Consider the following 12274-nt stretch of genomic DNA (forward strand, 5'->3'; position numbering starts at 1 on the left):
TTTCCCTCTAGGGTCGAATTCGCTTACGCGAGAGTTGAATTGGTCGCGACCAAACGTCAGCCGATGCTGAACGGCTGCCCGTAGAGGGTGGTCTTGGAGTAGTGGTCGCCGATGATCTCGACGACGGTGTACGCACGCGCCTGCGCGTAGCCCGCGCAGCCGTTGACCTCGATCGGCGTGTCCTGGTATTCGACCGCGTAGGTGCCGTTCTTCAGGATGTCCTTGCCCTGGATGGCGACGAACTTGACCTGGCCGGGGCCAAGGTTCAGGCTCAGGCCGCCGCTGAGGCCGAAGCCGCTCGTATCGACGCTGGCGCCGACCTTGGCGCCGATGGCGTCGTCGGCGATGGACACCTGGCAGCCGACGATGTAGCCGGTGGTCAGGCGGGACGCGCCGTGGGTGGAGGAGTTGTTGGTGCCCGGGGCGTTGGTGGCGCCGTTCCAGGGGCCGACCTCACCCTCGGGGGTGTTGGTGACGTCGGCGAAGACCTTGCCCGACACCCACGCGGTACGACCGGCGCCATTGGCGGCCAGCGACGGCGAGATGACGGCGTGCTCGCCGACGCGGCTGATGGTGACGCCCGCCGGGCTCGTCTTCTGGCCGTCCGGCAACGGCACGAAGGCGTCGGCGTTCGCGGCGCCGGTCGACAGCAGACCCACGGCCACGGAAGCGGCTGCGCCGAAGACCGCGACGCGGCCGGCGCGACGGATACCGCTGGTGCGGTTCTCGCTCATTCTTTCCCTCATCAGGTTGTCTACCGACCAGCTCCGACCACCGAAGCTGGATGGGTCACCTACAAGGCCAATCCCCAATGAGCAACGCTCGAGTTGCCTGCACGCAATACCCGAGCAGCCGTCTCAAACCCTTTGGACTAGTAGGTTTGTTGACCCGATCGAGACCTTAGCCACATCAGCAATTGCTTGGCAACAGCAGGGCGCACATGCGGAAATCACCATGTTTTACGGGGAAACGGTTTAACGCCCACGACCGGGGAAAGTGATAACGAAATGGCTTCGGTCGTGAGCGGACTCGAAAATGAGCGTGCTCAGAAAGGCACGGGAAAAGGGAACGGCTCAGCCGTGATGCGGAGGCACCTGGGAACGCAGCCAGTCGTCGGAGGACTGTCCCGAATCCGGTTCGGGGGTGCGTTCGTCGGAGGTGGTGGCAGGCAGCGCATCACCGAAGATGCGCGCGAGTTTCGCCGCCTCGGCGGCGGAGAGACGACGAGACCCCGCCCGGCGCGCGGCCGGACGGGGCTGATCGGGATGCTGCTCGGATTCGGCGGTCATTCCGCCAGGCCGGAGAGCTCATCGATGACCCGGCTCGCGAGCGGGCCGAGGGTGGCCATGCCGTCGCGGATGGCGGCGCGCGAACCCGGCAGGTTCACCACCAGCGTGCTGCCGGAGACACCGGCCAGCCCGCGCGACAGGCCCGCGTCCAGCGAACCGGACGCCAGACCCGACGAGCGCAGCGCCTCGCTGATGCCCGGCAGCACCCGGTCCAGGACCTCCTCGGTGGCCTCGGGCGTCACATCGCGCGGCGACATGCCGGTGCCGCCGACCGAGATGACCAGGTCCACGCCGCCGATGACGGCGGTATTGAGGGCATTGCGGATCTCGACCTCATCGGCCGACACCGACACCGAGGCGTCCACCAGGAACCCGGCCTCGGTCAGTAGTTCGGTCACCAGCGGGCCCAGCGAGTCCACCCCGCCATGGGCGGTTCGGTCGTCGACCACAACGACAAGAGCACGGCCCGCCACAGCGGCATCGATTTCCATGGTGCTCACCGTAGCGCCCTTGCCCGACAACAGCTCCCACTCCCCGTCCGGACGAACCCGGATCGCGGGCATCGGGACCCGCCCGCTCTCGTGCATCATCATCGTCCGCCCTCCACTGCGGCCTCGCCGAGGGTCACCTCGACGGTCTTCTGGTTCTGGCCCTGCTCGTCGGTGTAGGTCACCTTGACCTTGTCGCCGGGCTTGTGCGACCGCACCGCGGCGATCAGCGCATTGCCCGAATCGATCGGCTGGTCATCGAGTTTGGTGATGATCGCGCCGCCGGGGATGCCCGCCTTGGCGGCCGGGCCGTCCGGGGTGGCCTCCAGCACGCGGGCGCCGTTGACATCGTCCTCGCCGCGCACCTTGATGCCGATCTGCGCGTAGGTCGCCTTGCCGGTCTTGATCAGCTCATCGGCCACGCGGCGGGCGGTGTCGACCGGAATGGCGAAGCCGAGACCGATGGAGCCGCTCTGCGCGCCCGCGGCCTCCGCGCTGCCGAGAGTGGCGATGGCGGTGTTGATGCCGATCAGCTTGCCGCTCATATCGACCAGCGCACCACCGGAATTGCCCGGGTTGATGGCGGCGTCGGTCTGCACGGCATCGATGACGGTGCCGGTCGAACCCGCCTCACCGCTGGTGGACACCGGGCGGTTGAGCGCGGAGACGATGCCGGTGGTGACCGTCCCGGCCAGGCCCAGCGGCGAGCCGACCGCCACCACGGCCTGGCCGACCTGCAGATTCTCCGAGGAGCCGAGCTCGATCGGGGTCAGGTCCTTCTTGTCGGTGACCTTGATGACCGCCAGATCGGAGATCGGATCCGCGCCGACCAGGGTGGCCGAGGCGGTGGAGCCGTCGCTGAAGGAGACCTCCATCTTGGCGTTGGGTCCCGCACCGTTGGCCACGTGATTGTTGGTGAGGATCAGGCCGTCGGAGGACAGCACCACGCCCGAGCCCTCGCCCGCGGCCCGGTTGCCCGCCACCTGGATCATGACCACGCTCGGCAGCACCTTCTGGGCCACCGCCTGCACCGAACCCTCAGGGGCATTGGCGACCTCGTTCACCTTGCGCGGCGCGTCCAGGGCATTGGTGACGGTCGAATGGCCGTCGCCGTCGCGCGTGGCGAGCGCGCCGACGGCCCCGCCGACGCCGCCGCTGAGCAGGGCCAGCGCCAGCGCTCCGGCGACCAGCGCCGTCCGGGCATTGCGCTTGGGGGCCGGTGCGCCGGGCGCCGGGTAGCCGGGACCGCCCGGCTGGCCCGGGCCGCCCGCGCCGAAGATCGGCTCGGTGGCGTGCTGCCCGGTCTGGTGCGGACCGGTCTGATGCTGTCCGGTGGCGTATCCGGCCCCCGACGCCGCATACGCCGGTCCGTACGGACCGGCCGGAAGTTGCTGGGTCGCATGCGCACCCGAGGTCTCGGGCGATCCGTACCCGGCCGGGGCGCCGCCGTAGGGCTGCGCGCCGTAGGGGTGACCGGCGGCCGGTCCGGGGCCGTAGCCCTGCCCGGCCGGTCCGTACCCGTGGCCGCCGTACGGCGACGGGGCCGCGGCGCCGGAGGCCGGATCGGCGGAACCGCCGGGAGCCGAGTTCGCCGGGCCGTGGGCCGCAGCGGCGTCCGGACCCGCGGTAACCGGAGTGGACTGCGCGGCCGGATCGGCCGGATTGCCCTGAGCGGCGTTGTTGTCCTGCGAACCGGCCGGGTTGCCCTGGGCGCCCACCGCATTGTCCCGGAAGCCTGCCGCACTGTCCTGGGAGCCTGCTGCGTCCCGCGTGTCCTTCGAATCCTCGGTCATTTTCTCGTTTCTCCTCGAGTCTCCTGGCCAAGACTGGCGGTGACGACTGAGAGCGGACTGAGACCGTGCTTGCTTTTTCCGGAGGGTTCCGGTTTCGGGTTCTAACTTTCCTCCGCGACCGCGGGCGGCGCACCCTCTCCGGGCAGAACGATACGGATCAGCGCACCCCCGCGTTCGGAGGTGTCGATGGTGATGGTGCCGCCGTGTTTGGTCACCACCTGCTTGACGATGGCCAGGCCCAGGCCGGAGCCGGGCATGGAGCGCGAGGCGGTGGTCCGGTAGAAGCGTTCGAAGACCAGCTCGCGTTCGGCGGGCGGGATTCCGGGTCCGGCGTCGTCGACCGACAGCTCCAGCAGGCCGCGGTTCTCGGTCATGGTGACCAGCACCTTGGCCCCGGCCGGGCTCCATTTGGCCGCATTGTCGAGCACATTGAGAATGGCGCGTTCCAGCCCGGCCTCGTGGCCGTAGACGAACCACGGGCGCAGCCGCGCCTCGAATTCGATGCCGGTGCGCCGCCGCCGCGCGCGTTCCAGGGCGCGCTCGGTGACATCACCGATATCGACCACCTCGTACACGGTGTCCGGGGCGTCCTCGCGGGCCAGGTCCACCAGATCGCCCACCAGCGTGGACAATTCCTCGATCTGCGCCATGACATCGGAGCGCAGTTCGGCCATGTCCTCGTCCGGGATGCGTGGTGCGCCCGGGCGTGAGGAGGCGATGAGCAATTCCATATTGGTGCGCAACGAGGTCAGCGGCGTTTTCAGCTCGTGGCCCGCGTCGGCCACCAATCGCCGTTGCCTTTCCCGGGATTCGGCCAGGGCGCGCAGCATGGTGTTGAAACTGTCGGTGAGCCGGGCGAGTTCGTCATCGCCGGTCACCGGTATGGGGGTCAGATCGTCGGTGCGGGCCACCCGCTCGGTGGCGGCGGTGAGCCGGGCGATGGGCCGCAAACCGGTGCGGCCCACGGCCGTTCCGGCGGCGGCCGCCAGCATGACGCCGCAGCCGCCGACCACGAACAGCAGCCAGGCGAGCCGGTCGAGGACCTCGCGGGTGGGTTGCAGGCGCTGCGAGACCACCAGGGTGGACCCGGAATGGGTGCGCCGGGCCAGCACGCGCTGATTGTCGACGGTGCGCAGCGAGAAGCCGATCTCCCCGCGCGCCACCGCCAGTTCCTGGCTGCCGATGGGCGGATTCGTGCTCTGCGGCGGCACATACGGCGACAGGTCCGGGAAGATCAGCGCCACGCCGACGTCGCTGGAGTACAGGCCGGCCAGCACGATCGACTGGAAGCCGAGCGAGTCGAAGTTGTTGTCGATCATCAGCGAGGCGCGGGCGCGCAGCTGGGTGTCCACATCGGCGTACAGCGAGCGCGCCACCATGGCGTAGGCGGCGATGGAGGTGAAGGCGACGGCCACGGCCACCACCGAGGCGGCCAGCAGCGTGACCCGCCAGCGCAGCGAGACCGACCGGGTGAGCGGCATCGGCGGGCGCATGTCTGGTTCCGACCGCTGCGCCAGTCCGGCGACCACGGTGCGCCGGGGAACGGTTCTACCCACGAGCCCGGCTCCTACGGCGGTGTTTCGCGCAGCACGTAGCCGACGCCGCGCACGGTATGGATGAGCCGCGGTTCACCGTCGGCCTCGGTTTTGCGGCGCAGGTAGCCGATGTACACCTCGAGAGCATTGCCGGAGGTGGGAAAGTCGTAGCCCCACACCTCTTCCAGGATGCGGCTGCGGGTGAGCACGCGGCGCGGATTGGCCATGAGCATTTCCAGCAGCGAGAATTCGGTGCGGGTGAGGCTGATCTGACGTTCGCCGCGCCACACTTCGCGGGTGACCGGGTCCAGGGACAGGTCGGCGAATTTCATGGTCTCCGAGGAGTCGGCGACATCGGCGGTGGTGCGCCGCAGCAGGGCGCGTAACCGGGCCAGCAATTCCTCGAGCGCGAACGGCTTGGGTAGGTAGTCATCGGCGCCGGCGTCCAGGCCGGCGACGCGCTCGGACACCGAATCCCGTGCGGTGAGTACCAGAATGGGCAGATCGTCGCCGGTGCTGCGCAGCCGGCGGCACACCTCCAGGCCGTCCAGGCGGGGCATCATCACATCGAGAACGAGGGCGTCGGGACGCTGGCTGGCGGTCTTCTCCAGGGCGTCCACACCGTCGACGGCGAGGTCGACGGTGTACCCGTTGAAGGTGAGCGAGCGACGCAACGATTCCCGGACCGCGCGGTCGTCGTCGACTACCAGAATGCGCATGGGCTCCAGTCTGCCCACAGCGACTGAGAGGTGACTGAGAAGGTTGCCTTCGACACGCCGAGAGACATGTGGGGGTGACCTGGGGCTTTTGCGGAAGCCTTACCAACGGTTGTCATGGAAACACTTATGCCTATTCGAAAGACGTTGCGCGCGGCTGCATTCGGAGTCCCGTACAACGAGTTGTCCGAATTGCCGTTACTCACCCCACGCGGTATGTTGCAGGCCGTACAAAAAGACCTCTAGTTGGTTCCGCGCGGGTTCGATCCCCGAACCGTACAACCGCATACGACCCGGGGGTCTCTTCTGAAAGCGGAGGCGACGGAAGCGGGATGGAAGCAACGCCCCGGTCCTGGCAATTCAGCCTGTCCAACTGGCCCGTCACGCGCAAGGTCGGCATCGTACTGGTGCTGCCGGTGTTGCTCGCCTCGACCTTCGCGGTCCTGCGCATCAACAGCGAGCTGCAGACGATCAATCAGTTGAGCGCGGGTACCGAACAGGCCGCAATCATGCGCAGCACCACCAAGTTCGAAACCGCGACGCAGAATCTCGCGATCGCCGCCATCACCGGCTGGGGCAATACCGAGGCCGATCCGGTGCTCGACGCCGCCACCGGGAAGTTCGATCAGACCGTGGCGGATCTGGAGACCCGGCTGCGCTCCTCCAAGGCCGATCCCAAGATCACCCAGGAGATGACGCAGGCCATCGGGATCGCCCGCACCATGCGCAACAGCCTGCGCAGCGGCTCCCCCGCCACCCTGGCCGAGCAGGCCGAGACGGTGTCCACCCGAATCCAGGCCGCGCTGTCGACCTCGCAGTCGGTCAGTGAGCTGCAGACCCAGCAGCTGTTCCTGCAGCTGGGCACGATCATGACCGGCGGGCGCCTGCTCACCCAGGAACGCGTCATGCTGGCCTCGCCGGATCTGGCCAAGAATCCCGCGCTGCGGGCGCGGCTGCTGACCTCCATCGGCGCCGAGATCACCATGCTCGAGGTCTACGCCGGGCTCAATGCCGCCCAGGCGCAGAACTTCACCCAGCTCAAGGATGCCGCCGGCATCCGCATCGGCGTGCTGTCGCAGAATGTCCCGGATCCCGCCGCGGTGCCGGCCATGACCGATGCGGTCAATGCCAGCCTCGACGCCTATGCCAAGGAATCCGATCACCTCGCCGCCGCGCTGGACGACCGGCTGTCGCAGCTGACCACCGAGGCCCGCAATACGGTGCTCCGCGATACCTCCGTCGTCATCGGCATGCTGCTGGCGGGCCTGGCCCTCGCCCTGGTGGTGGCGCGCTCGCTGGTGGTGCCGGTCCGCCGCCTGCGGCGAGATGCCTTGCAGGTGGCCCATATCGACCTGCCGCGGGAACTCGAGGTGGTGCGCTCCGGCGGCACCGCCCCCGAGATCACCCCGGTCGACGTGCACACCACCGAGGAGATCGGCCAGCTGGCCCGCGCCGTCGACGATATCCACGCCCAGGCGCTGCACCTCGCCGGTGAACAGGCGCGGTTGCGCCTGCAGATCGGCAATATGTTCGAGACCCTCTCGCGCCGTAGCCAATCCCTGGTGGAGCAGCAGCTCAACCTGATCGAGGAGCTGGAACGCGACGAGGACGACTCCGAGCGGCTGCAGTCGCTGTTCCGCCTCGACCACCTCGCCACCCGCATGCGCCGCAATGGCGACAACCTGCTGGTGCTGGCCGGAACCGCGCTGCGCCGCGGCCATCTCGCGCCGGTGCCGCTGTCGGACATGCTGTGGTCCTCGGTCTCCCAGGTGGAGGACTACCAGCGCGTCGAGATCGGCACCGTGCCCGACGGCATCGTGGCCGGTGAGCCCGCCGTCGATATCGAGCACCTGCTCGCCGAGCTCATCGACAACGCGCTGCGCTACTCGCCGCCCACCACCCCGGTGGCGGTGTCGGTGGCGCGCGCCGTGGACGGCGGCTACCTCATCGAGATCACCGACCGCGGCCTCGGCATGAACGCCGAGGACCTGCAGTCCATCAACGACCGGCTCGCCTCCGGTGGCGAGGTCAATGTCGAAACCGCCCGCCGCATGGGCCTGTTCGTCGTCGGCCGCCTCGCCAAACGGCACAACATCACCGTCAGCCTGCGCCGCACCTCCGCCATGGTGCAGCAGCCCGGTATCACCGCGAGCGTGCACCTGCCGGGCTCGCTGGTCTCGCCCGCGCCGGAACGCACCGGCGACAGCACCGGCCAGTACCCGATCACCGGCACCGCGCTGCCGGTCGCCCCGCCGGCCGGCACGCCCGCGCCGATCTCCGCGCCGCAGCCGGCCGTCGCGCCGCCGCGGCTCATGCCGGTGCCGAATCCGCCGGAAATCGCGCGGTTCCCGGAATCCACCACGCGATTCGGGGTCACCAGTTCCGGACTGCCGCAGCGCAAGACGCCGGGCGCGGATACCGGCGAGCTGCCCGCGCTCCCGGGATTCGGTGGCGAGCAGCAGAAATCGGATATGTTCAGCGATGCGTTCGCCGAACAGGAGACCAGCGTCTACCCCGCGCAGGTCGACTTCTGGGGTGAATCCGGACGGCAGGACGAACCGCCGTTCACCCGGCCGGAGGAGCCGCGGTACCCGGAGCCCGCATCCCAGCGGCCCGAGACCCCATCCCAGCGGCCCGAGCCCGCGACCCAGCGGTTCGAGCCCCTGTCGCCGGTCACCAACGGCGGTAACGCCGTTGGGTACGGCTACGACGACAGCGGCAGTGACAGTGGCTCCTTCGACACCGGCTTCAATGCCTTCGGCGGCGGCGCGAACGACAACAGCTCGAACGGCAACGGCGCGAACGACAATGGTGCCAACGGCAATGGCGCCGACAGCACTCCCGAACCGGCCGGGCAGCGCCCGGGCGGTGACGACCACAGCCCCATCTACCAGCGCATGGTTTCGGAATGGCTGGTGGAACCGGCCTCCGGTGGCTCGTCCACCGAGGTGTGGTCCTCGGCCTCCGATGCCGGCTGGGCGGCCGCGGAGGAGGCCGCCAATCCGACCACCAGCGATCGCACCCAGGGCGGGCTGCCGATTCGCCGGCCCGGCGCCCAGCTGGTCCCCGGCGCGGTCACTCAGGAGGACGAGGGCGGCGCCCGCAATCCCGAGGAGATCCGCAGCAGCCTGACCAGGCACTTGAGCGGCGTCCGCTCCGGACGGGCCGACTCGCAGTACAACGACGGAGGGCATGCATGACCGACACTCAGCGCACCAAGACCGACGAGAACCTGAACTGGCTGGTCACCCGATTCACCCGGGAGGTGCCGGGCGTCTCGCACGCCGTCCTGGTCTCCGCCGACGGTCTGCTGCAGGCGACCAGCCCGCACCTGCCGGCGGACCGGGGCGAGCAGCTGGCCGCGGTGACCGCCGGTCTGGCCAGCCTGTCGACCGGCGCCGCGCAGCTGTTCGACGGCGGCAAGGTGATGCAGTCCATCGTCGAGATGCAGCGCGGCTATCTGCTGGTCATGAGCGTCGGCAATGGCTCGCACCTGGCGGTGCTGGCCAATAAGCAGCACGATATCGGCCGCATCGGCTACGAGATGGCGCTGCTGGTCGACCGGGTCGGGTCGGTGGTGCAGGCCACCGCCCGCACAGCCTGATGAGCCGCCGATGACCAATCCCAACGGCGTCGGCTCGAACCGGTCGACGAGCCGGGTACGCCCCTATGCGCTGACCTCCGGCCGCACCGAACCGGCAGTGGATCTGCCGCTCGAGGCGGTCGTCGAAACCCTGTCCTACACCGCCCATTTCGACTGGCCCGCCGGTGACATCCGCACCGAGATCCTGCGGCTGGGCACCGCCCGGCTGTCGGTCGCGGAGATCGCGGCGCATCTACAGCGGCCACTGGGCATGATCCGGGTCGTGATCGGCGATCTCGTCGTCGCCGGGACCCTTCGCGTGCATTCGACCCTGAGCGACCAGGCGACTTTCGACGAGCGCCGCTCTCTGATGGAGAGGACCCTGCATGGACTCCGCGCCCTTTGACGGCGGGGCCTACAACGGCGGTCCGCCGTACCCGAACGGCGGACCGCACATCCCGGGCGCGGGCCTGCCCCAGCCGAATCTGGGGCAGCAGTTTCCGCCGCGCCCCGGCGACGAGTCCCGCACCGCCTCCACCAAGATCGTGGTCGCGGGCGGCTTCGGCGCCGGCAAGACCACCTTCGTGGGCGCGGTCTCGGAGATCGTGCCGCTGCGCACCGAGGCCATGGTGACCGGCGCCTCCGAGGGCGTGGACGACCTCGCCGCCACCCCTGGCAAGGAAACCACCACGGTGGCCATGGATTTCGGGCGCATCATCCTGCCGGGCAATCTGGTGCTCTATTTGTTCGGCACGCCCGGGCAGCGCCGGTTCTGGTTCATGTGGGACGACCTCATCAAGGGCGCCATCGGCGCGGTGGTGCTGGTCGACACCCGGCGCATCGAGGACAGTTTCGCCGCCGTCGATTTCTTCGAGGCCAAATCGCTGCCGTTCCTCATTGCGGTGAACCGTTTTCCGGACGCGCCGCGCTTCCCGGTCGCCGAATTGCGCGAGGCGCTCAGCGTCCGCGAGGGCGTGCCCATCGTGGATATCGACGCCCGCGATGCGGGGGAAGTCCGGCGGTCATTGGCGGCGGTCACCGAATACGCCATCGAACGTCTCATGAAGTCACAGCGCGAAACGGCCCGCGGCTAAAAGATTTCGGGTCGAGCAGGGATAACGCACCGAGCAGGATTACGAAGGCAGGGGTACTGGTGATCTACTTCTCGATGGGCTACTGGGTCATCGGGCTGGCTCTGATCGTTTCGGCGCTCGGCGCGGCGTGCGGGCTGGCGTGCATCCGTCAGTCCACCAAATCGGTGACCGCCCGGTTCCGGGTGGTGTGGCTGTTCGTGGCGTCCGGATCCATCGGCGGCGTCGGCACCGGCCTGGCCACCTTCGTCTCCCTGCTCGGTTTCGAGGTCAAGGGCAGCCAGCTGCGCTACGACCCGGCCAGTATCAGCGTGGCGGCGGGGCTGGCCGCGCTCACCACGTTCATCGCGCTGCTCATGGTCGGCAAGAGGCTGCACTGGGCGCGGCTGGTCGCGGGTTCGGTGATCATGGCGGCCGGGCTCGGCATCGTGCAACTCATGGTGCTGTCGGCGGTGCGGGTGCAGGGGACGACCGAGCACAACAGCGTGTCGATGATCGCGGTCTTCGTGCTCGCCCTGGTGATCTCGGCGCTGACGCTGTGGTTCAGCCTGACCGTGACCTCGGTGCCGGTGCTGCTCACCGGGTCGCTCATCTACGGAATCCTGGTGACCGGCATGCATTACGCCGGGCTGACGGGGCTGGACGCGCATATCGACCAGTCCGCGCCCCTGCCCAAGGGCGCGGATCTGTTCGACTTCTTCGTGCCGTTCTTCGTCATCGGCTCACTGTCGCTGGCGATTCCGATTACGGCCATCCTGGTGGCGCCGGATCGCCGCGAGGCGCGGCAGACCACGACCGCGCCGGATTTCGATATGGCGCACAGTCCTTCGCTGGCGGTGGCATCGCAGCAAGCGCCGCGGAATACCGCCGCGCTGCGCTGATCACACAAGCGGGTGAGGGGGTCCGGGGGGTAAACCCCCCCCCCCCCATAAGGCGGAACGGGGGTTATCCCTCCGGACCCCTTAGGCGCGGGGGTGAATCCCCGAATCCTTCTTAGGGTCGAGCAGTGCGAACAGTTCGCCCTGGGGCGCTGCCAGTATTGCCATTCGGCCGAAGGGGCCGTCCTGGGCGGGGAGCAGGATGCTGGCGCCGAGTTCGGCGGCGCGGGTGAGGCCGTCGTCGAGGCCGTCGAATTGGAACCAGGTGAGCCAGTAGGGGTGGTCGGGGGCGGTGCCGTTGCGGGTGTCGTCATTGATGCCGGCGACGGCCTCGGCGCGATCGGGCGGGGTGAGGGTCGCGTATCGCATGGCGTCGTCGTCGAATTCGGTGAGGGCGAAGCCGAATACCCGCGCGTAGAAGGTTTTCGCGGCCTCGTAGTCGCCGGTCTGCAGGTCGTTCCAGACGTAGGCGCCGTGCTCGTTGTGGACGGCGGCGCCATTGTGCGCCCGCGCCTCCCACACCGCGAAGGGCGCGCCGGCCGGATCGGCGGCGACGAACATGCGGCCGAATTCCATCACGTCGAAGGGCGGCACCAGCATGCTGCCGCCGGCGGCGTGCACCTGCGCGGCGGCGGCGTCGGCATCGGCGACCGCGAAGTAGGTGGTCCACACCGAGGGCACGCCCGCTTCGGGTTTCGGCCCCACGCCCGCCACGGGCTGCCCGGCCTTGAAGGCCATCAGATATCCCCCGGATTCCTCCCCACCGCCCACAACGTCCCAGCCGAACAGCTCCGCGTAGAACTCACCGGCTTTGGCCGGGTCGTCGACCTGACAGTCGACCCAGCACGGTGTGCCCGCGGGCCAGGCCTCGTCGCGTACAGGCATCGGTCATCTCCGTTTC

Annotated in this window: 12 protein-coding genes; 5 read left to right on the forward strand and 7 right to left on the reverse strand. The window is 68.9% G+C overall.

Annotated features, from left to right (window positions below):
* Nucleotides 1–56 precede the first annotated feature (56 nt).
* The 6 genes from ACYQ5L_RS34595 to ACYQ5L_RS34620 form a co-directional block, all read right to left on the reverse strand.
* Nucleotides 57–734 carry an MspA family porin gene (locus ACYQ5L_RS34595; protein WP_459962407.1) on the reverse strand — a complete coding sequence of 226 codons (678 nt, stop codon included), beginning with the start codon at nt 732–734 and terminating at the stop codon, nt 57–59.
* Between the two features lie 339 nt (nt 735–1073).
* Nucleotides 1074–1289 (reverse strand): hypothetical protein, encoded by a 216-nt coding sequence (locus ACYQ5L_RS34600; RefSeq protein ID WP_459962408.1) that lies wholly within the window; start codon nt 1287–1289, stop codon nt 1074–1076.
* Nucleotides 1286–1852 carry a MogA/MoaB family molybdenum cofactor biosynthesis protein gene (locus ACYQ5L_RS34605; RefSeq protein ID WP_379196870.1) on the reverse strand — a complete coding sequence of 189 codons (567 nt, stop codon included), beginning with the start codon at nt 1850–1852 and terminating at the stop codon, nt 1286–1288. Before ACYQ5L_RS34605 ends, ACYQ5L_RS34600 begins: the two co-directional genes overlap by 4 nt.
* Before the next feature lie 26 nt (nt 1853–1878).
* Nucleotides 1879–3570, reverse strand: coding sequence for a S1C family serine protease (locus tag ACYQ5L_RS34610; protein ID WP_459962410.1), 1692 nt, complete (start codon nt 3568–3570; stop codon nt 1879–1881).
* Nucleotides 3571–3671: 101 nt separating this feature from the next.
* Nucleotides 3672–5063 carry a HAMP domain-containing sensor histidine kinase gene (locus ACYQ5L_RS34615; RefSeq protein WP_379196874.1) on the reverse strand — a complete coding sequence of 464 codons (1392 nt, stop codon included), beginning with the start codon at nt 5061–5063 and terminating at the stop codon, nt 3672–3674.
* 74 nt (nt 5064–5137) lie between these two features.
* Nucleotides 5138–5824: a response regulator transcription factor gene (locus tag ACYQ5L_RS34620; RefSeq protein ID WP_379196541.1), complete on the reverse strand. Its 687-nt coding sequence runs from the start codon at nt 5822–5824 to the stop codon at nt 5138–5140.
* 329 nt (nt 5825–6153) lie between these two features.
* Here ACYQ5L_RS34620 and ACYQ5L_RS34625 point away from each other — a divergent pair, with 329 nt between their 5' ends.
* Genes ACYQ5L_RS34625 through ACYQ5L_RS34645 form a run of 5 tightly spaced genes read left to right on the forward strand, consistent with a single transcriptional unit; the run spans nt 6154 to nt 11376 of the window.
* Nucleotides 6154–9021: an ATP-binding protein gene (locus ACYQ5L_RS34625; RefSeq protein WP_459962411.1), complete on the forward strand. Its 2868-nt coding sequence runs from the start codon at nt 6154–6156 to the stop codon at nt 9019–9021.
* Nucleotides 9018–9425, forward strand: a complete 408-nt coding sequence (locus tag ACYQ5L_RS34630) for a roadblock/LC7 domain-containing protein (RefSeq protein ID WP_459962412.1) — start codon at nt 9018–9020, stop codon at nt 9423–9425. Before ACYQ5L_RS34625 ends, ACYQ5L_RS34630 begins: the two co-directional genes overlap by 4 nt.
* A 10-nt stretch (nt 9426–9435) precedes the next feature.
* Complete coding sequence (locus ACYQ5L_RS34635; protein WP_379196547.1) at nt 9436–9810, forward strand: DUF742 domain-containing protein; 375 nt, start codon at nt 9436–9438, stop codon at nt 9808–9810.
* The gene (locus tag ACYQ5L_RS34640; RefSeq protein ID WP_459962413.1) at nt 9791–10498 is read left to right on the forward strand and encodes a GTP-binding protein; all 708 of its coding nucleotides are present in this window, start codon (nt 9791–9793) and stop codon (nt 10496–10498) included. Before ACYQ5L_RS34635 ends, ACYQ5L_RS34640 begins: the two co-directional genes overlap by 20 nt.
* A gap of 59 nt (nt 10499–10557) precedes the next feature.
* Nucleotides 10558–11376, forward strand: coding sequence for an MHYT domain-containing protein (locus ACYQ5L_RS34645; RefSeq protein WP_459962415.1), 819 nt, complete (start codon nt 10558–10560; stop codon nt 11374–11376).
* Between the two features lie 81 nt (nt 11377–11457).
* On the opposite strand, the gene ACYQ5L_RS34650 is transcribed toward ACYQ5L_RS34645, so the two are convergent.
* Entirely contained in the window at nt 11458–12258 is an 801-nt protein-coding gene (locus ACYQ5L_RS34650) for a VOC family protein (protein WP_459962416.1), read from the reverse strand.
* Nucleotides 12259–12274: the final 16 nt, after the last annotated feature.

The sequence above is a fragment of the Nocardia sp. IFM 10818 genome (assembly GCF_054655275.1).